The 18,605-nt window shown below is 72.0% G+C and carries 21 protein-coding genes; 20 read left to right on the top strand and 1 reads right to left on the bottom strand.

All coding sequences use genetic code 11. From position 1 onward, the window contains the following. Positions 1-158: 158 nt before the first annotated feature. The 17 genes from BMZ82_RS36760 (at position 159) to hypE (ending at position 16,038) form a co-directional block, all read left to right on the top strand. The gene (locus tag BMZ82_RS36760) at positions 159-473 is read left to right on the top strand and encodes a DUF6400 family protein (RefSeq protein WP_093781742.1); all 315 of its coding nucleotides are present in this window, start codon (positions 159-161) and stop codon (positions 471-473) included. Continuing rightward, positions 460-717: a hypothetical protein gene (locus tag BMZ82_RS36765; RefSeq protein ID WP_093781743.1), complete on the top strand. Its 258-nt coding sequence runs from the start codon at positions 460-462 to the stop codon at positions 715-717. The genes BMZ82_RS36760 and BMZ82_RS36765 overlap by 14 nt, the downstream gene beginning before the upstream one ends. Before the next feature lie 129 nt (positions 718-846). Then, entirely contained in the window at positions 847-2,619 is a 1,773-nt protein-coding gene (locus BMZ82_RS36770) for an enoyl-CoA hydratase-related protein (RefSeq protein WP_371271352.1), read from the top strand. Positions 2,620-2,758: 139 nt separating this feature from the next. Beyond that, positions 2,759-3,832, top strand: coding sequence for an NADH-quinone oxidoreductase subunit B family protein (locus BMZ82_RS36775; protein ID WP_093781744.1), 1,074 nt, complete (start codon positions 2,759-2,761; stop codon positions 3,830-3,832). Between the two features lie 91 nt (positions 3,833-3,923). Continuing rightward, positions 3,924-5,708, top strand: coding sequence for a nickel-dependent hydrogenase large subunit (locus tag BMZ82_RS36780; protein WP_093781745.1), 1,785 nt, complete (start codon positions 3,924-3,926; stop codon positions 5,706-5,708). Continuing rightward, positions 5,705-6,244 (top strand): hypothetical protein, encoded by a 540-nt coding sequence (locus BMZ82_RS36785; RefSeq protein ID WP_093781746.1) that lies wholly within the window; start codon positions 5,705-5,707, stop codon positions 6,242-6,244. Before BMZ82_RS36780 ends, BMZ82_RS36785 begins: the two co-directional genes overlap by 4 nt. Next, on the top strand, positions 6,241-6,921 hold the full coding sequence (locus tag BMZ82_RS36790; protein ID WP_093781747.1) for a DUF5947 family protein: 681 nt from the start codon (positions 6,241-6,243) through the stop codon (positions 6,919-6,921). The genes BMZ82_RS36785 and BMZ82_RS36790 overlap by 4 nt, the downstream gene beginning before the upstream one ends. Then, positions 6,918-7,610, top strand: a complete 693-nt coding sequence (locus tag BMZ82_RS36795; RefSeq protein WP_093781748.1) for a DUF6084 family protein — start codon at positions 6,918-6,920, stop codon at positions 7,608-7,610. Before BMZ82_RS36790 ends, BMZ82_RS36795 begins: the two co-directional genes overlap by 4 nt. Then, positions 7,607-9,064 carry a hypothetical protein gene (locus tag BMZ82_RS36800; protein ID WP_093781749.1) on the top strand — a complete coding sequence of 486 codons (1,458 nt, stop codon included), beginning with the start codon at positions 7,607-7,609 and terminating at the stop codon, positions 9,062-9,064. Before BMZ82_RS36795 ends, BMZ82_RS36800 begins: the two co-directional genes overlap by 4 nt. Further along, positions 9,061-9,612 (top strand): hydrogenase maturation protease, encoded by a 552-nt coding sequence (locus BMZ82_RS36805; protein ID WP_093781750.1) that lies wholly within the window; start codon positions 9,061-9,063, stop codon positions 9,610-9,612. The genes BMZ82_RS36800 and BMZ82_RS36805 overlap by 4 nt, the downstream gene beginning before the upstream one ends. A gap of 11 nt (positions 9,613-9,623) precedes the next feature. Then, entirely contained in the window at positions 9,624-9,728 is a 105-nt protein-coding gene (locus BMZ82_RS42905; RefSeq protein WP_371271353.1) for a DUF6893 family small protein, read from the top strand. A 145-nt stretch (positions 9,729-9,873) separates the two neighbouring features. After that, positions 9,874-10,272 (top strand): hydrogenase maturation nickel metallochaperone HypA/HybF, encoded by a 399-nt coding sequence (locus tag BMZ82_RS36810; protein WP_093781751.1) that lies wholly within the window; start codon positions 9,874-9,876, stop codon positions 10,270-10,272. A gap of 3 nt (positions 10,273-10,275) precedes the next feature. Beyond that, a complete protein-coding gene (hypB, locus tag BMZ82_RS36815) occupies positions 10,276-11,052 on the top strand; it encodes a hydrogenase nickel incorporation protein HypB (protein ID WP_093781752.1) in 777 nt (258 codons plus the stop codon). Between the two features lie 14 nt (positions 11,053-11,066). Next, positions 11,067-13,499: a carbamoyltransferase HypF gene (hypF, locus tag BMZ82_RS36820; RefSeq protein ID WP_093781762.1), complete on the top strand. Its 2,433-nt coding sequence runs from the start codon at positions 11,067-11,069 to the stop codon at positions 13,497-13,499. Positions 13,500-13,530: 31 nt separating this feature from the next. Then, entirely contained in the window at positions 13,531-13,836 is a 306-nt protein-coding gene (locus BMZ82_RS36825; RefSeq protein WP_093781753.1) for a HypC/HybG/HupF family hydrogenase formation chaperone, read from the top strand. Further along, positions 13,833-14,963, top strand: coding sequence for a hydrogenase formation protein HypD (hypD, locus tag BMZ82_RS36830; protein ID WP_093781754.1), 1,131 nt, complete (start codon positions 13,833-13,835; stop codon positions 14,961-14,963). The genes BMZ82_RS36825 and hypD overlap by 4 nt, the downstream gene beginning before the upstream one ends. Further along, a complete protein-coding gene (gene hypE / locus BMZ82_RS36835; protein WP_093781755.1) occupies positions 14,956-16,038 on the top strand; it encodes a hydrogenase expression/formation protein HypE in 1,083 nt (360 codons plus the stop codon). Before hypD ends, hypE begins: the two co-directional genes overlap by 8 nt. A 25-nt stretch (positions 16,039-16,063) precedes the next feature. On the opposite strand, the gene BMZ82_RS36840 is transcribed toward hypE, so the two are convergent. Continuing rightward, entirely contained in the window at positions 16,064-16,663 is a 600-nt protein-coding gene (locus BMZ82_RS36840) for a TetR/AcrR family transcriptional regulator (protein WP_093781756.1), read from the bottom strand. A gap of 129 nt (positions 16,664-16,792) precedes the next feature. Between BMZ82_RS36840 and BMZ82_RS36845 the strand changes: the two genes are divergently transcribed. The 3 genes from BMZ82_RS36845 to BMZ82_RS36855 form a co-directional block, all read left to right on the top strand. Next, positions 16,793-17,410 carry a short chain dehydrogenase gene (locus tag BMZ82_RS36845; protein WP_093781757.1) on the top strand — a complete coding sequence of 206 codons (618 nt, stop codon included), beginning with the start codon at positions 16,793-16,795 and terminating at the stop codon, positions 17,408-17,410. 347 nt (positions 17,411-17,757) lie between these two features. Further along, a complete protein-coding gene (locus BMZ82_RS36850; protein WP_093781758.1) occupies positions 17,758-18,081 on the top strand; it encodes a plasmid stabilization protein in 324 nt (107 codons plus the stop codon). A gap of 230 nt (positions 18,082-18,311) precedes the next feature. After that, a partial coding sequence (locus tag BMZ82_RS36855) for a helix-turn-helix domain-containing protein (RefSeq protein WP_143098986.1) occupies positions 18,312-18,605 on the top strand: 294 nt, incomplete at its 3' end.

Below are 18,605 nucleotides of genomic sequence, written 5' to 3' on the forward strand. Positions count from 1 at the left end.
GGCCCGGAGGCCGACCCGCCTCCGCCCCGGCGGTCGGCCCGCCCCGGCGGCAGGGGCGGAACACGGGGCTCCGCCAGTGAAGCGCAGGCCCCTGGGCAGGTGTGACTTCTCCCACCTGCTCTTGTCTGGGCGCGGAACGCTTACCTACGTTCGGTCCCATGTCTCCCCATGGCCGTCCCCTTCCCGGCGAACCGGACGAACCCGCCGCGACGAGCAGGCCTGCGGCGGAGCGACCCGGTGCCCTTCCCATGGTCGACCTGGCCGTCGACCTGAGCGCGCACGAAATGCTCCGGCGCGCCCATGTCCTGGACGCTCTCGGCCCCGACTGGGACCCGCTCGCCGCGCTGCGCGGCGAGGAGGCGGCGTACGAGCTGCTGTACTCCGGCCTCAGCGCGGAGCAGCAGCGGGTGTACGACGAGCTGGTCTCGGCCGGTGTGCTGCCCCGGAGAGGGGGCGGCGATGCTGCCGCTTGACCCGCAGGCCGACATCGGGCGCCGTGCCTGGGTGGCCTGCCCGAACTGCGACGACCGGCGCGGGTGTGACACCTGCGAGCAGGGCCGTACCTGCTCCGAGCACTGGCGCTACCTGCTCGGCAACGTGGGTAGCCTGCTCCACCTGCAGTGCCGGTCGTGCACGCACGTCTGGACGCACGAGACCCACTTCGGTGCCACCCGCACCCCCTGGGAGCGCATCACCAGCGGCCTGCGACGACGGTGATCATGTACCGCGGTTGAAGCGGTTGAAGCGGTTGAAGCGGTTGAAGCGGCTGAAGCGGCTGACGCGGCTGACGCGGCCGGCGTGGTGAGGCCGGATGGCGGATCTGCGTCCGCTTTCAGATGATTTCGGGTGACCTTGCCGTCTGTCGTCGGGGGCGGCGGTCCGCCGTGGCCGAGGATCGCGGTCGGCGGTCATCCCTGCCTGCCGTTCGCCCGCCCGGAGGCAGCCGTGCACATCCTGCTCCTAGCCAGCGCCTTCAACAGCCTCACCCAGCGCGTCCACGCCGAACTGCGCGACCGCGGCCACCGGGTGGCGGTGGAACTCGCCCTGCCGGGCGGCTCGTTGCCGGACGCCGTGCGGCGGCACGCACCCCGGCTCGTCGTCGCGCCGATGCTGAAATCGGCGATTCCCGAAGAGGTGTGGACGGCGTACCCGTGTCTCATCGTCCATCCGGGACCCGTGGGCGACCGCGGACCGTCCTCCCTGGACTGGGCGATCCATGCGGGCTTCGACCAGTGGGGCGTCACCGTCCTCCAGGCCGACGGGGAGATGGACGCCGGTGACGTGTGGGCCTCCGTACCGTGCCGGCTTCCCGACGCGTCCAAGAGCGAGCTGTACCGGGGCGAGATCGCCGACGCCGCGCTCGAGGCCGTCCTGCTCGCGGTGGAGCGCTTCGCCGGGGGTGCTTACGTACCGCGCAAGCAGGACGCGACGCATGCCGGTGTGTGCTCGCGCCCGTACCTCGACCAGAGTGTCCGGCGGATCGACTGGGCCGAGGACTCCACGCGGGACGTCCTGCGCAAGCTGAGTGCGGCGGACTCGCAGCCCGGTGTGCTGGACACGCTGCTCGGCGGCGAGTGGTATCTGCACGGCGGGCATCCCGAGAGCGAGCTGCGCGGCCGCCCCGGCGAGCTGCTGGCCACCCGGGCCGGCGCGGTCTGCCGGGCCACCCGGGACGGCGCGGTGTGGATCCCCGAGCTGCGGCCCCGGCGGCTTCCCGGGCAGCCGCCGACGTACAAACTGCCCGCAACCTCGGCCCTCGGCGACCGGCTGCCGGCCCTGCCCGAGGTCCGCGAGGCCACCTGGACGGACATCCGCTACCGGGAGGACGGGAACGTCGGCCACCTCTCGTTCGCCTTCCCCGGCGGAGCCATGAGCACGGACCAGTGCCGGCGGCTGCTGGACGCCTACCGGGAAGCGTGCGCGCGGCCCACCTCGGTGCTGGTGCTGGGCGGCGAACGGGACTTCTTCTCCAACGGGATCCACCTCAACGTCATCGAGGCCGCAGCCGACCCCGCCGCCGAGTCCTGGGCGAACATCAACGCCATCGACGACCTGGTCGAGGCGGTCCTGACGACCACGGACCGGCTGGTGGTCTCGGCGGTCGCGGGCAACGCCGCGGCGGGCGGGGTGCTGCTCGCCCTGGCCGCCGACGAGGTGTGGTGCCGCTCCGGCGCCGTGCTGAACCCGCACTACCGGCTGATGGGCCTGTACGGCTCCGAGTACTGGACGCACACCCTGCCGCGCCGGGTGGGCGCCGCGACGGCAGACCGCCTCATGGGTGAGGCGCTGCCGGTCAGCTCGGCGAGCGCCCTGCGCCTCGGGCTCGTCGACCGGGTCGTCGACTGCGGCCCCGACGCGTTCGCGCGGGAGGTCGACGCCCTGGCGGCGCGGCTCGCGTCCCTTCCGGCGACGGCGTCCCGGATCACCGCGAAGAAGACGGAGCTGGACCGGCTGGAGAGCACGACCCCGCTGGCCGGCTTCCGGGAGCGGGAGCTGGCCCGGATGCGGCGGACCTTCGACGACCCGGCCGCCCCGTACCACGCGCTGCGCCGTTCCTTCGTCCACAAGGAGCGGCCGGCGTGCACCCCGCCGCACCTCGCTTCGGCCCCGGTTGCGTAAACCGGTCCGGACCCCTCTGCCGCCGATGTCACCGGAATGGCCCTCGATGGCGTCTCGTCGCGGCCGAGCGGCTGATACGAAGAAAGCCGAAGGTCCGAAATGCAGGCCTTCATCCCTCACCTCCCCAGGAGGCGGTCCCATGACTGAGGCGACGGCGAAGACGGTCGGCGCTGCGCCCGCCGACGAGACACCCACGATCCACATTCTCTGGATCAACGCGGGGCTGAGCTGCGACGGCGACTCGGTCGCACTGACGGCGGCCATGCAGCCGAGCATCGAGGAGATCGTCCTCGGTGTGCTGCCGGGTCTCCCGAAGATCGCCGTGCACTGGCCGCTCATCGACTTCGAGTGCGGTCCGGTCGGCGGCGCGGACACGTTCATCGAGTGGTTCTTCAAGGGGGAGCGGGGCGAGATCGACCCGTTCGTCCTGGTCGTCGAGGGCTCCATCCCCAACGAGGCGATCAAGCCCGAGGGCTACTGGTGCGGCTTCGGCGACAACCCGGAGACCGGCCAGCCGATCACCACCAGCGAGTGGATCGACCGGCTCGCCCCGAAGGCCCTCGCCGTCGTAGCCATCGGCACCTGCGCCACCTACGGCGGCATCCACGCCATGGCGGGCAACCCGACCGGCGCGATGGGCCTGCCCGACTACCTCGGCTGGGACTGGAAGTCCCACGCCGGCATCCCCATCGTGTGCGTCCCGGGCTGTCCGATCCAGCCCGACAACTTCGCCGAGACGCTCACCTACCTGCTCTACCAGGCGGCCGGCTCCGCGCCGATGATCCCGCTGGACGACAAACTGCGCCCGACCTGGCTGTTCGGGGCCACCGTCCACGAGGGCTGCGACCGCGCGGGCTACTACGAGCAGGGCGAGTTCGCCCAGTCGTACGACTCGCCGAAGTGCCTGGTCAAGCTGGGCTGTTGGGGCCCGGTCGTCAAGTGCAACGTGCCCAAGCGCGGCTGGATGAACGGGATCGGCGGCTGCCCGAACGTCGGCGGCATCTGCATCGCCTGCACCATGCCCGGGTTCCCCGACAAGTTCATGCCGTTCATGGACGAGCCGCCCGGCGCGAAGCTCTCCAGCACGGCCAGCGGCGCCTACGGAGCCGTGGTCCGCAAGCTGCGCTCGATCACGGCGAAGACGGTGGACCAGGAGCCCAGGTGGCGCCGCACCGGAGAGAAGATCACCACCGGCTACCGGCCCCCCTGGTGAGCATCCGCCACGAGTGACGCGAGCACTCCGCTCCCCGCTTCGTGCACCCCCCACCCCGAACCTCCCGCGCAACGAAGGGCACGGCACACAGATGGCACCGAAGACGAAAGCGGCCGGCGACGGCAGCGGCCTGGTGGAGATGGCCTGGGACCCGATCACCCGGATCGTGGGCAGCCTCGGCATCCACACGAAGATCGACTTCAAGCAGAAGCGGGTCGCGGAGTGCTACAGCACGTCGTCGGTCTTCCGCGGCTACAGCGTCTTCATGCGTGGCAAGGACCCCCGCGACGCCCACTTCATCACCAGCCGCATCTGCGGTATCTGCGGCGACAACCACGCCACCTGCTCGGTGTACGCGCAGAACATGGCGTACGGCGTGAAGCCCCCGCACCTCGCCGAGTGGATCATCAACCTCGGCGAGTCCGCGGAGTACATGTTCGACCACAACATCTTCCAGGAGAACCTGGTCGGGGTCGACTACTGCGAAAAGATGGTCAAGGAGACCAACCCCGGCGTCCTCGAACTCGCCGAGCGCACCGAGGCCCCGCACGCCGCCGAGCACGGCTACCGCACGATCGCCGACATCATGCGCTCGCTCAACCCCCTGGAGGGCGAGTTCTACCGCGAGGCCCTCCAGGTCAGCCGCTACACGCGCGAGATGTTCTGCCTGATGGAGGGCCGCCATGTGCACCCCTCCACGCTCTACCCGGGCGGCGTCGGCACCATCGCCTCCGTACAGCTCTTCACGGACTACCTCAGCCGCCTGATGCGCTACGTGGAGTTCATGAAGCGCGTCGTGCCCCTGCACGACGACCTCTTCGACTTCTTCTACGAGGCCCTGCCCGGCTACGAGGAGGTCGGCCGCCGGCGTGTCCTGCTCGGCTGCTGGGGCGCGCTCAACGACCCCGAGTACTGCGACTTTACGTACGCCAACATGACGGACTGGGGCCGGCGCATGTTCGTCACGCCCGGCATCGTCGTCGACGGCAAGCTCGTCACCAACGACCTCACCGAGATCAACCTCGGCATCCGCATCCTGCTGGGCAGCTCCTACTACGAGGACTGGCAGGGCCAGGAGCAGTTCGTCACCCACGACCCGCTCGGCAACCCGGTGGACCCGCGCCACCCGTGGAACCAGCACACCATCCCGGCCCCGCAGAAGCGGAACTTCGACGACAAATACAGTTGGGTCATGTCCCCGCGCTGGTTCGACGGCAAGGACCACCTCGCCCTGGACACCGGCGGCGGCCCCATCGCCCGACTCTGGTCGACGGCCCTGTCCGGACTCGTCGACACCGGGTACGTGAAGGCCACCGGACACAGCGTGGTCATCAACCTGCCCCGCACCATGACCAAGCCGGAGACCAGCTTCGAGTGGAAGATCCCGAAGTGGTCCAACGCGCTGGAGCGCAACCGCGCCCGCACCTACTTCCAGGCCTACACCGCCGCCATCGCCCTGCACTTCGCGGAGAAGGGCCTCGAGGAAGTGCGCGCCGGACGCACCCAGACCTGGGAGAAGTTCGAGGTCCCGGACGAGGGGCTCGGCGTCGGCTTCACCGAGGCGGTCCGCGGTGTCCTCTCGCACCACATGGTGATCCGCGACGGCAAGATCGCCAACTACCACCCGTACCCGCCCACCCCGTGGAACGCCAGCACCAGGGACACCTTCGGCACCCCGGGCCCGTACGAGGACGCCGTGCAGAACACGCCCATCTTCGAGGAGAACACCCCGGAGAACTTCAAGGGCATCGACATCATGCGCGCCGTCCGCAGCTTCGACCCCTGTCTGCCCTGCGGCGTCCACATGTACGTCGGCGGCGGCAAGACGGTGAAGTCGATGCACGTGCCCACCGGCCTGAGCGGACTGGGCGGATGAGCGCGCCCACGGCTACGGCACGGGTCGACGCGGAGCAGACCGGACGCCGGGTCGAGGAGATCCTCGACCGGCTGACCGCGAGCGGCGACCCGAAAGCCGCCGCGGCGGCCGAGGAACTCGTCCGGTCCCTCATGGACTTCTACGGCGCGGGCCTGGCCCGCATCCTGCACCTCCAGTCCGCCGCCGCGGGCGACCCCCTGGCGAAACTGCTCGGCGACGAACTGGTCGCGAGCCTCCTCGTCCTGCACGACCTGCACCCCGAGGACCGCGACACCCGCATCGCCCGCGCCCTCGACAGCGTCCGCGAACACGCCCTGGACGTCGTGGACTTCGACGTGGCGAGCGGCACCCTGACGCTGCGGACCCGGGAGGCCGGCGGCTGCGGTTGCGGCTCGGGCGACGGCGCCCGGGAGGCCGCGGCGGCGGCGCTCGCCTGCTTCGCACCGGAGGTCAGGTCCGTCGACGTACAGACCGCACCCGCGGAGCCCGTCCTCCTCCAGATCGGCACCGGGCCGACGCCGACGAGGACCCGATGAGCGTGTCCCCGGCGCCGACCCGATCCGCTCGCCCTGCCGGCCTGCGGAGGTTCCTCACCGAGCGTCCGCCCCGGCCGGAGCGGTGCGAACTGTGCGCGGTGGCGGTGGCCGAGGACGACCACCGCCACCTGGTGGACACCGAGAAGCGCGCCCTCGTCTGCGCCTGCACGCCCTGCGCGCTGCTGATGGCGCAGCCGGGGGCCGCCGCGGGCCGCTTCCGCACGGTCCCGGCCCGCTACCTCACCGACCCCGCACACCGCCTCGACGACAGCGCGTGGGACGCGTTGCAGATCCCGGTCGGCGTCGCCTTCCTCTTCCGCAACGCCGCGCTCGACCGGCTGGTCGCCCTCTACCCGAGCCCGGCCGGCGCCACCGAGAGCGAACTCGACGCGGCCACCTGGACGGACGTCCTCGGCGGCACCCCCCTCGCCGAACTCCTCGAACCCGACGTCGAGGCACTGCTGCTGCGCCGCACCGACGGCCACTGCGAGTGCCACCTCGTACCGATCGACATCTGCTACGAACTCGTCGGCCGTATGCGCCTGTTGTGGCAGGGCTTCGACGGCGGGGCCGAGGCCCGCGCCGCGCTGGACGCGTTCTTCGCGGACGTCGCGCGCCGAGCCCGGCCCGTCGGCGGCGGCGCGCGGCCCGCGTCGGACGGGGCGGTGCGGCCGTGACGGCGTTCTCGTTCGCCTGCACCGGCGTCCGCGCCGACCAGTACGCCGCCGGACCGACCCTCGTCTTCCGGCTGCGCGTCACCGCATCCGGTGACACCCCCGTGCACGCCCTCGCGCTGCGCTGCCAGATCCGCATCGAACCCGCCCGCCGCGGCTACGGGTCCGCCGAGGCCGACGGCCTGGCGGACCTCTTCGGCGAGCGCTCACGCTGGGGCAGCACGCTCCAGCCGGTGCAGTTCGCCCAGGTCTCGGTCATGGTCCCGAGCTTCACCGGGGAGACCGAGACCGACGTCGTCGTGCCCTGCACCTACGACATGGACATCGCCGCGACCCGCTACCTCACCGCCCTCACCGACGGCGAGGTCCCGTTGCTGCTGCTCTTCTCCGGTACGGCGTTCACCGGAGCCGGCGGCTTCCAGGTCGAGCCGGTCCCGTGGGACCGGGAGGCGGCCTTCCGGATGCCGGTCGCCACCTGGCGGGAGATGGTCGAGCAGCACTTCCCCGGCTGCGGCTGGCTCCGGCTGCCGCGCGACGCCATGGACGCCCTCCTCGCCTACCGCTCCCGGCACGCCCTGCCCTCCTGGGAGGCGACCGTCCAGGCGCTGCTGGACGGCGCGGATTCGCCCGCGCACGACCCGCTGCGCGCCCTCACCGCCCTCACCGCGACCACCGGAAGGACCGATCCGTGACCGTGACCGCGTTCGCCTCCGAGACGGAGGAGCGGTTCGCCCTCGCCCGGCAGGTGGCCGACGCCGTCCTCTTCGAGGGCTACGTGCTCTACCCCTACCGTGCCTCGGCCGCCAAGAACCGGCTGCGCTGGCAGTTCGGGGTGCTCGTGCCGCCCGGCTGGGGCGCCGAGTGCGAGGAGCACGACTTCCAGCACACCGAGTGCCTGATGGAGCCGAAGGCGGGCGCGACCCTCTCGGTCGAGGTGCGCTTCCTGCACGCCCGACGGCGCACCGTGCAACGCGCCCGCCCGGCCGGCGGCTACGAAACGGTCGCCGAACTCCGCCTCGAAGACCGGGTGTTGATGCCCTGGGACGAGGGGAACGAGGAACGCGTCGAGGTCGTCGCGTCGGTGGCCGAACTGCTCGGCGACGGCGTCACCCACCCCTTCCGACGCCCCGCCCGCGAGGACACCGAACCGGTCCTGGACGCGGCCGGCCGCACCGTGGGCCGACTGGTGCGGCGGTGCGAGGAGATCAGCGGCACGGTCCGGCTGTCCGCCCGCGAACTCGACGGCCCCTACCGGGCCCTGCGGCTCACCGCCGTCGTCGAGAACACCAGCGACTGGACACCGCCCGAGGGCCGCGCCGCCGACCGGGACGCGGCGCTGCCGCGCGCCCTGGTCGCCACCCACCTCCTGATGGCCCTCAGCGCCGGATCGTTCCTGTCGATGACCGATCCCCCCGAGTGGGCCAAGGGCGCGGTCGCCGCCTGCCGCAACCTGCACACCTGGCCCGTACTCGCCGGCGAACCCGGCCGCGCCGACCTCGTCCTGTCCTCGCCGATCATCCTGGAGGACCATCCGGCCATCGCCCCGGAGAGCCCCGGCGCGCTCTACGACGCCACCGAGATCGACGAGATCCTCGCGCTGCGCACCGCCGCCCTCACCGACGAGGAGAAACGCGAGGCCCGGGGCACCGACGAACGGGCCGCCGCCGTGATCGAGCTGGCGGACTCGATGCCGCCCGAGGTCCTGGAGCGCCTGCACGGAGCGGTCCGCAGCCTGCGCGAGGTCACAGGGCCGGACCCCGCCCCCCGCCCGGGTCCCGCCGCCCCGGACGGCGGCTTCCCCGACGAGTTCGGGGTGCAGCGGCCGGACACCCCCTGGTGGGACCCCGCGACCGACGCGGGCTTCGACCCGGAGCGGGACCGGGTCGTCGTGGCCGGCCGGCCGGTGGGCAAGGGCAGCCGCGTCGAACTGCACCCGGGCCTGCGGCGCACCGACGCCCAGGACATCTTCCTGCGGGGCCGCGCCGCGAAGGTCGAGGCGGTGCTGCACGACGTCGACGGCGGCGTCCACCTGGCGGTCACGGTCGAGGGCGACCCGGGCGCCGACATCCGCCGCGAACAGGGCCGGTACCTGTACTTCCAGCCCGACGAAGTCACCCCGCTGGAGGACCTGGAGGACGACGTATGAGGACCCTCGTGGCGGGCATCGGCAACATCTTCCTCCGCGACGACGGCTTCGGCGTGGAGACCGTACGCATGCTGACCGAACGCCGACTGCCGGACCACGTCGAGGTGGTGGACATCGGTGTACGCGGCGTCCACCTCGCCTACCAGCTCCTGGACGGCTACGACACGCTCGTCCTCGTGGACGCCACGGCGCGCGGCGAAGCCCCCGGCACGCTGTACGTGATCGAACACGACGTCGGCGGCGCCGGCCCGTCACCCGTCGCCCCCGCGCTGGACGGGCACCGGATGACCCCGGACACCGTCCTGGCGCTGCTGGGCACGCTCTGCGCCGGAACCGGCGGCGAACCACCGCGCCGCGTCCTGGTCGTCGGCTGCGAACCGGCCTCGGTGGACGAAGGCATCGGACTCACCGCGCCGGTGGCCGACGCCGTACCGCAGGCCGTCCGGCTGATCGAAGACCTGCTGCGGGACGGCGAGCCGCCCGTGGCACCGGCCTCGACCACCGAGGCCGCAACCGCTGAGGTCTCGACCGCTGAGGCCTCGACATGAGGAGAGCCGGGATGAAGAAGATCGTCATCGGCGGAGCGGCAGTCGCCGCCCTGGTCGCCGTCTTCGCAGAGGTGCTTCCCGACGTCAGGCGCTATCTGCGGATCCGCCGGATGTGAACCGTGGGCCGCGCCCGGCGGTGCGCACACGGTTGCGTCGAACGGCGTACGCGCCCGGCCGGTGACGGCGCGCCGGGCCGTGCCCCCGGGTGCGCGCGCCTCTAATGAGGCGGTCGGAAGCCAGGCCGCGGAAGAACGGAGACCCATGCACGAGATGTCCGTCGCGCTGGCCGTCGTCGACCAGGTGGCCGAGGCCGCCGAGCGGGCCGGCGGCGTCACGGCGGTGCGATCGGTACGGCTCCAGGTCGGCGAACTGGCCGGCGTCGTACCCGACGCGCTCGCCTTCTCCTTCGAACTGGCCTGCGCCGGAACCCTGTTGGAAGGCGCGGAGCTGGTCACCGAAGCGGTGCCGGGGCGGGCCCGCTGCGCGCCCTGCGCCCACGAATGGGCCGTCGGCATGCCACCCCGGCTGACCTGCCCCCGGTGCGACGGGACGCGTACCGACCTGCTCGCGGGCCGCGAACTGCAGATCCTCGCCGTGCACTGGGACGACGGCGGCCCCCCGCACGCCCCCACCCGCGAACCGATCTCCGAGGAGCGCTGAACCATGTGCCGTGTCGTCGACCTGCGGCAGGCCGTACTCGCGAAGAACGACGCGAGCGCCCACGAACTGCGCGCACACCTCGCCGCCCGAGGCACCGCCGTCGTCAACCTGCTGTCCAGTCCGGGCAGCGGCAAGACCGCGCTGCTGGAGCGCGAACTGCTGCGGGCCCGGGAGCGGTCCGTGCCCGTCGCGGCGCTGACCGCCGATCTCGCCACCGAGAACGACGCGGCGCGCCTGGCGCGTTCTGGCGTCCCCGTCAAGCAGGTGCTCACCGACGGACTGTGCCATCTGGAGGCGGGGATGCTCGCCGGGCACCTGGACGGCTGGCTGCCCGACGACACCCGGCTGCTGTTCGTGGAGAACGTCGGCAACCTGGTCTGCCCGGCCTCCTACGACCTGGGGGAGACGCTGCGGGTCACCCTCGCCTCCGTGACGGAGGGCGAGGACAAGCCGCTCAAGTACCCCACCGCCTTCGGCCTCGCCCACCTCGTCGTCGTCACCAAGACCGACATCGCGGAGGCCGTCGAGTTCGACGAGGCCGCGTTCCGCGCGAACGTGGAACAGGTCAACCCGGGAGTGGAGGTCGTCCTGACCTCGGCCCGGCGCGGGCAGGGGATCGGCGCCCTGCTCGACCGGGCGCTGGCCGCCGCGGACGGCGCACCCGTCCACGCACCGGTCATGACCCGGCTGCCCCATGACCACGGTCACACCCACGGGCCCGACGGCCACACCCACCCGCACACGGAGGCCACCGGCACCATGGCCCACACCCACTCGTGAGCGGAGTCCCGCTGGTGAGTGGTTCGCAGGCCCCGGTCGCCGTCGCCGAGGACGCTCCGTGCCGCCGCCGGGTGACTGTCCGAGGAGTGGTGCAGGGCGTGGGGTTCCGGCCCTACCTGTACGGCCTCGCCACCGAACTCGCCCTGGCCGGACACGTGACCAACACCCCGGAGGGCGTCGTCGCGGAGGTCGAGGGCACCGCCTCGGCAGTGGCCCGGTTCTGCGACCGGATCGCCGTCCAAGCGCCGCCGCTGGCCCGCGTGGAGTCCGTCCACCACCGGGAGCTGCCGCCCGCCGGAACCGCCGCCGGCACCGCGTTCACCATCCGCACCTCCCGCACCGACGGCCCGGCCCGCACCCTGGTCTCCCCGGACTCCGCGACCTGCGCCGACTGCCTCGCCGAACTGGCGGACCCGGTGGACCGGCGGTACCGCCACCCGTTCGTCAACTGCACGCACTGCGGCCCGCGCTTCACGATCGTCACCGGCGTGCCCTACGACCGGGCCCACACCACCATGGCCGGCTTCGCGATGTGCCCCGACTGCGCCCGGGAGTACGCGGATCCGGCCGACCGCCGTTTCCACGCCCAGCCGGTCGCCTGCCCGGCCTGCGGGCCACGGCTGCGGCTGCTGGCCGCGCGGTCCGGGGAGGTCACGGGGGCGGACCCGGTCGCCGGGGCACGCGCACTGCTGTCGGACGGGGCGATCGTCGCCGTGAAGGGCCTGGGCGGCTACCACCTGGCCTGCGACGCCACGAACCAGGCGGCGGTCGCGCTGCTGCGCCGTCGGAAGGCGCGCGGGGACAAGCCGTTCGCCGTCATGGCCAAGGCCGCGTACGACGTCCGGCACCTCGTCCGGCTGAGCCCCGAGGAGCAAAGCCTGCTCGAGGACCGGGCCAGACCGGTCGTCCTGATGCGGCGACGCCCGCAGCCGTCGTACGCCGCCGGGGCCCCGCGGCCCGCCGACGCCGTCGCGCCCGGCAGCCCCGACCTCGGCGTGATGCTGCCCTACACGCCCCTGCACCATCTGCTGCTCGGCCTGCCCGGCGACCCGGACGGACCCCGGCTGCTCGTCATGACCAGCGGCAACGTGTCCGGTGAGCCGATCGTCACCGACGACACCGAGGCGCTGGAGCGGCTCGCGCACCTGGCCGACGCCTGGCTCACGCACGACCGGCCGATCCACGTCCCGTGCGACGACTCCGTGGTCCGCGTCTGCGACGGGGAGCCGCTGGTGCTGCGCCGCTCCCGCGGATACGCCCCGCTACCGGTAGCCCTTCCGCTGCCCGTGCGGCCGGCCCTCGCCGTCGGCGGGGACCTGAAGAACGCCTTCTGCCTGGGCGCGGGCCGGCGGGCCTGGCTGTCGGCGCACATCGGCGACATGGACGACGTCGGCACCCAGCGCGCCTTCGAGCACGCGGCGGCGCAGTTGGAGTCCATCACCGGGGTGCGGCCCGAGACCCTGGTCGCCGACCGGCATCCCGGCTACCGCTCCGCCCGCTGGGCCGACCGCACCGCGGCGCACCGGCCCGTCGTACACGTCCAGCACCATCACGCGCACGTCGCCGCCGCGATGGCGGAGCACGGGTCGGACGGCACCCGGCCGGTGATCGGCGTCGCCTTCGACGGCACGGGCCACGGCGACGACGGCGCGGTGTGGGGCGGGGAGTTCCTGCTCGCCGACTACGACCGCTGCATCCGGTTCGGGCACCTCGCGTACGTCCCGCTGCCCGGCGGCGACGCCGCGGTGCGCCGCCCGTACCGCATGGCACTGGCCCATCTGCGGGCGGCCGGCATCGCCTGGTCCGCCGACCTGGCCTGTACGGCCGCCTGCCCGCCCGACGAACTCCGCTTGCTGGAACGGCAGTTGGAGCGCGACCTGAACTGCGTCCCGACCTCCAGCATGGGCCGGCTCTTCGACGCCGTGTCCTCCCTCGCGGGGGTGTGCCACCGCGCCGGATACGAGGCACAGGCCGCCGTCGAGTTGGAGGGCGCGGCCCTGCACGCACCCGCCGAGGACACCACCGCGTACGCCTTCGCCCTGCGCGAGTCGGAGGAAAGCGGGGAGAACGGGGGCGGCGGTGTCGTACGGGCCGATCCGGCGCCCGTGTTCGCGGCGATCGTCGGTGATCTGCGCGCGGGCGTCGCACCGGCCCTGGTCGCGGCCCGCTTCCACCGGGGCGTGACCGGTCTGGTGCACCGGATGTGCGCGCTGGCGCGCGAGCGGCACGGGCTGGACACGGTCGCCCTCACCGGCGGCGTGTTCGCCAACACGCTGCTCTCCTCCGCCTGCGCCGCCACTCTGCGCGAGGACGGCTTCACGGTCCTGCGACACCACCTCGTGCCACCCGGCGACGGCGGCCTGGCGCTGGGCCAGTTGATGGTGGCGGCCCGCGCCACTCCCCCTTCAACTCCCCTTTCCACTCCCCCTTCCATTTCCACCGACTGAGCAACGCGCGACCCATAGCGAGGAGAGGCTCATGTGTCTGGCGGTACCCGGCAAAGTGCTGGACATCGAGGAACGGGACGGTACCCGGATGGCCACCGTCGACTTCGGCGGCGTGGTCAAGGAAGTGTGCCTGGAGTACCTGCCCGACCTCCAGGTCGGCGAGTACGCCATCGTCCACGTCGGGTTCGCCCTGCAACGGCTGGACGAGGAGTCGGCGCGGCAGACGCTCGAACTCTTCGCCGAACTCGGCATGTTGCAGGAGGAGTTCGGCGACCCCTGGGAGACGGCGGCGGTGGAGGCGGGCGTGGACCCGGTGGAAGAGGTGCGCAACCAGTGAAGTACATCGACGAGTTCCAGGACCCGGAGCTGGCGCGGCGGCTCCTCGACGACATCCATGCCACGGTGACCCGGCCGTGGGCCCTGATGGAGGTGTGCGGAGGTCAGACGCACAGCATCATCCGGCACGGCATCGACCAACTCCTGCCGGAGGAGGTCGAGTTGATCCACGGGCCGGGCTGCCCGGTGTGCGTGACCCCGCTGGAGGTCATCGACAAGGCGCTGGAGATCGCGTCCCGGCCGGGGGTGATCTTCTGCTCCTTCGGCGACATGCTGCGCGTGCCGGGCACGGGACGGGACCTGTTCCAGGTCCGCGGCGAGGGCGGTGACGTGCGCGTCGTCTACTCGCCGCTCGACGCGCTGCGGATCGCGCAGCAGAACCCGGACCGCGAGGTGGTGTTCTTCGGCATCGGCTTCGAGACGACCGCGCCCCCCAACGCCATGACGGTCCATCAGGCCCGGAAACTGGGCGTGCGGAACTTCAGCATGCTGGTGTCCCATGTCCGCGTGCCCCCGGCCATCGAGGCGATCATGTCGTCGCCGAGCTGCCGGGTGCAGGGCTTCCTCGCGGCCGGGCACGTGTGCAGCGTGATGGGCGTGGGGGAGTACCCGGAACTGGCGGAACGCTTCCAGGTCCCGATCGTCGTCACGGGCTTCGAGCCGCTGGACATCCTCGAAGGCGTACGCCGGGCCGTTCGGCAGCTCGAACGCGGTGAGCACACCGTCGACAACGCCTACGCCCGCGCCGTCCGCCCGGAGGGCAACGCGGCCGCCCGGGCCATGCTGGAGGACGTCTTCGAAGTCACCGACCGCGCCTGGCGCGGCATCGGGGTCATCCCCGGCAGCGGCTGGCGGCTGTCGGCGAAGTACCGCGACCACGACGCCGAGCACCGCTTTTCGGTCGGCGACATCCAGACGACCGAACCCGCCGAGTGCCGCAGCGGCGAGGTCCTCCAAGGGCTGCTCAAGCCGCACGAGTGCGAGGCATTCGGCACCCTGTGCACCCCGCGCACCCCCCTGGGGGCCACCATGGTCTCCAGCGAGGGCGCCTGCGCGGCGTACTACCTCTACCGGCGGCTGGACATGCCCACCACCACGACGGTCCGGGAGGCGAGCCCCGTTGTCTGACCTCACCGATCTCCCCGCCCCCGCCGCTCTGGACATCGAGGCGTGGACGTGTCCGGTGCCCGTGCGTGACCGGCCGCGGGTCGTCATGGGCCACGGCGGCGGCGGAGTGCTGTCCGCCGAACTGGTCCAGCAGATCTTCGCGCCCGCCTTCGGGGGCGAGGTGCTCGCGCAGATGGGCGATGCCGCCGTCGTCTCCCTCGGCGGTGCCCGGCTGGCGTTCTCCACCGACTCGTACGTGGTGCGGCCGCTGTTCTTCCCCGGCGGCAGCATCGGTGACCTGGCGGTCAACGGAACCGTCAACGACCTCGCCATGAGCGGCGCCCGTGCCGCCTACCTCTCCTGCGGATTCATCCTGGAGGAGGGCGTCGAACTGGACGTCGTCACGCGGGTGTCGGAGGCGCTGGGGGCCGCCGCGCGCACCGCCGGTGTGGAGGTGGCGACCGGCGACACCAAGGTGGTGGAGGCCGGCCACGGCGACGGGATCTACATCAACACCGCGGGCATCGGCGTCGTCCCGGCGGGCGTCGACCTGCGTCCGCAACGCGTCGTCCCCGGCGACGTCGTGATCGTCAGCGGCGCGATCGGCGTCCACGGGGTTGCGGTCATGAGCGTGCGCGAGGGCCTGGAATTCGGCGTGGAGATCGAGAGCGACTGCGCGGCGCTCGGCGGTCTGGTCGACGCCATGCTCGCCGTCACCCCGGAGCTGCACGTACTGCGCGATCCCACCCGAGGCGGCCTCGCGGCCTCGCTCAACGAGATCGCGCAGGCCTCCGGCACCGGGATCGTCATCCGGGAACGCGACGTCCCGGTCCCGCCGGCCGTGGCCAACGCCTGCGCCATCCTCGGACTGGACCCCATGTACATCGCCAACGAGGGCAAGTTGGTCGCGTTCGTCCCGCGCGAGCACGCCGACGCCGTCCTCGAAGCGATGCGCGCCCATCCGCTGGGCGCGGACTCCGTGGTCATCGGCGAGACCGTCGAGGCCCACCCCGGCATGGTCGTGGCCCGGACCGGCCTCGGCGGAACGCGGGTGGTCGACCTGCCGATCGGGGAGCAACTGCCGCGGATCTGCTGACAGGGATCCGCCGAACTGACCGCCGTCAGCCCCTGACGGCGGTCAGCGCCGTGTCGAGGAGGTCACCGATCGGCTTGGTGCCGCCGGTTCGCGCCCACTCGTCGACGGCGACGTTCAGGCAGGCCAGAGCCGAGGAGACGATCGCGCGGGCGCGCAGTTCCCGGGTGCCGGTCGGCCCCCGGAGCCGTCGGACGGTGTTCGGGAGGAGCGCCTCCGCCCAGCGCGCCCGCTTGTTCAGCAACGACGGCCGGAGCGCGGGAGTCGCGTCGAGCATCGCCGCCACCGCGAGGTTGGTGTCGGCGTTGTCGGTGAGTTCGTCGAGGTGGGGCTGCATGGCGTGGCGCAGCGCGGTCCAGGGGCCTTCTTCCAGGGGACGCGCCGCCAGGGCTTCGGCGAGTCTGTCGCCGATCTCGTCCATGTGGCCGACGACCATGTCCTCCTTGGTCGGGAAGTAACGGAACACGCTGCGCCCCGACATACCGACCGCGGCGGCGATCTGGTCGACCGTCGTCTGCTCGAAGCCGTTCGCCACGAACAGCGTCATCGCGGTCTCGGCGATCTGTGCCCGCACGGCCCGCCGGGTCAGCTCCCGCAGCCCTGATGTCGCCCTCGCTGTGTTGACCATCCACCCAGGGTATCGGTCGCCGCCGAACCTGTCAGTCACTGACAGAATGGTCTACGATTGACGAAAGTGTTGGCGGCCATCATGTCGCGGGCTCGCGTATGAAGTGATCGATGACCCGAGGGGTGCGTCATGAAGGTGATCGTTGTCGGAACCGGGACGATAGGCGCGGCGGTGCGCAGCACGCTTGTCGCGCAGGGACACGAGGTGGTGTCGGTGGGCCGCACTTCCGGCGACCACCAGGCGGACATCACGGACATGGCGCGCCTGCGGGCCCTCTTCGCCGAGGTCGCCGGGTCCGGGCCGTTCGACGCCGTCGCCAACGCGGCCGGTGACGTGTTCCCGGCGCCGCTGGAACAGGCCACGGACCAGCAGTGGGCCGACTCCGTCGCGGCCAAGGGCATGGGGCAGATCAACCTCGTACGGGCCGCGCTGCCGCACATCGCCGACCGGGGCTCGTTCACGCTGGTCTCCGGCGTGCTGACGGACGAGTTCACGGCGGCCGCCACCATCGGTGCGACGGTGAACCACATGGTGGAGGGGTTCGTGAAGGCGTCCGCGACGGAGCTGCCGCGCGGCCTGCGCATCAACTGCGTCAGCCCCACAGTCCTGACCGAGTCCGTGGCCTACCACCCGCACTTCCCCGGTTTCACCCCCGTACCGGCCGACGAGGTCGCCCTCGCCTACCTTCGCGCCATCGCGAACCCCATCACCGGCCGCATCCTCAAACTCCACAAGACCGACAACTGACCGCCACGGCCTCGGCCACGACCTCGGCCACGGTTTCGGGTTCCGGTACCTGGGCGGTTGCCCTTCTTCTGGCGGAGAGGCGCTCGACAGGCCCCCTCGCGGCGGGCCCCGCCTCGGCCGACTTCCTCTCCCTGAAGGCGGTCCCGGCTTCGGCGACCGAGATACGAGCACTCCTGGCGAAGGCGTGAGGCCGCCGCCGTCTCCGGGCAACTGGCCGGCGTCACCTCACCCTCGCCCGCCCGCGCGGCGCGGGTCTGAGAAGCCCCACGCCTGATTGCGCCGGGCGGGAATCGGGCACCCGGTGAACCAGTGGCACGAGACCGGACGTGAGACAGGAGGTGGGCGCGATGCCGCGAGGGTCGAACGCCAAGCGGGAACGGCAGTATGAGCACATCAAGGACAGCGCCAAGGAACGCGGCGAGTCGGACGAGCGGGCCAAGGAGATCGCGGCACGCACCGTCAACAAGGAGCGCGCCCGCGCCGGGGAGTCCCGCATCGCCAGCCGTACGTCGACCCAGGACATGTCCTCGTACCGGCGGGGCGGACAGCGCTCGCACTCCGGGTCCGCGGGCCCGACGAAAGACCAGCTCTACAACGAGGCCCGGCAACGCGGCATCAAGGGCCGCTCGACCATGACCAAGGCCCAACTGAGCAGGGCGCTGGGCCGCTGACGGCATGCCGGTGCCGGTGTCGGTGCCGACGACGGCGAATTCTCCTTTGTTGCCCCCTGAGTAATCGAAAAATTAACCTTTCACGTGTATTCGAGTTCGCGCGGGCCGCTCGGCTGATCCGGTGGTTCTGTGGCGCGAGCGGCAGGTGTCGCCGGTGAAAGGTAGTGCGAATCAAGCTGTCGTGCTAGTGTCCTGAGTCGTTAGTTCGTTTGCGGTTGTAGGGTGGGGTGATGCCTGGTCCGAAGCCCTTGCCTCTGGAGCTGTCCGGTCACGAACGCCGGGTGCTGCGGGGCTGGTTGCGCAAGCAGACCGCGTCTCAGGCACTCGTACTGCGGGCGAGGATCGTGCTGGCGTGCGCGGACGGCCGGTCGAACGCGCGAGTCGCGGATGACCTGGGCATCTCGCGGGAGACGGTGCGTAAGTGGCGTTCCCGGTTCGCCGCGGACCGGCTGGAGGGCCTGGTGGACCGGCCGCGGTCGGGGGCGCCGCGGAAGATCACGGACGAGCAGGTCGAAGCCTTGGTC

It is taken from the genome of Streptomyces sp. yr375, assembly GCF_900110755.1.
Taxonomy (GTDB): Bacteria; Actinomycetota; Actinomycetes; order Streptomycetales; family Streptomycetaceae; genus Streptomyces.

Coding starts and splice junctions, on each gene's coding strand:
- BMZ82_RS36760 (WP_093781742.1), top strand. CDS start 159: ATGTCTCCCCATGGCCGTCCCCTTCCCGGCGAACCGGACGAACCCGCC.
- BMZ82_RS36765 (WP_093781743.1), top strand. CDS start 460: ATGCTGCCGCTTGACCCGCAGGCCGACATCGGGCGCCGTGCCTGGGTG.
- BMZ82_RS36775 (WP_093781744.1), top strand. CDS start 2,759: ATGACTGAGGCGACGGCGAAGACGGTCGGCGCTGCGCCCGCCGACGAG.
- BMZ82_RS36780 (WP_093781745.1), top strand. CDS start 3,924: ATGGCACCGAAGACGAAAGCGGCCGGCGACGGCAGCGGCCTGGTGGAG.
- BMZ82_RS36785 (WP_093781746.1), top strand. CDS start 5,705: ATGAGCGCGCCCACGGCTACGGCACGGGTCGACGCGGAGCAGACCGGA.
- BMZ82_RS36790 (WP_093781747.1), top strand. CDS start 6,241: ATGAGCGTGTCCCCGGCGCCGACCCGATCCGCTCGCCCTGCCGGCCTG.
- BMZ82_RS36805 (WP_093781750.1), top strand. CDS start 9,061: ATGAGGACCCTCGTGGCGGGCATCGGCAACATCTTCCTCCGCGACGAC.
- BMZ82_RS42905 (WP_371271353.1), top strand. CDS start 9,624: ATGAAGAAGATCGTCATCGGCGGAGCGGCAGTCGCCGCCCTGGTCGCC.
- BMZ82_RS36810 (WP_093781751.1), top strand. CDS start 9,874: ATGCACGAGATGTCCGTCGCGCTGGCCGTCGTCGACCAGGTGGCCGAG.
- hypB (WP_093781752.1), top strand. CDS start 10,276: ATGTGCCGTGTCGTCGACCTGCGGCAGGCCGTACTCGCGAAGAACGAC.
- BMZ82_RS36825 (WP_093781753.1), top strand. CDS start 13,531: ATGTGTCTGGCGGTACCCGGCAAAGTGCTGGACATCGAGGAACGGGAC.
- BMZ82_RS36840 (WP_093781756.1), bottom strand. CDS start 16,663: ATGGTCAACACAGCGAGGGCGACATCAGGGCTGCGGGAGCTGACCCGG.
- BMZ82_RS36845 (WP_093781757.1), top strand. CDS start 16,793: ATGAAGGTGATCGTTGTCGGAACCGGGACGATAGGCGCGGCGGTGCGC.
- BMZ82_RS36850 (WP_093781758.1), top strand. CDS start 17,758: ATGCCGCGAGGGTCGAACGCCAAGCGGGAACGGCAGTATGAGCACATC.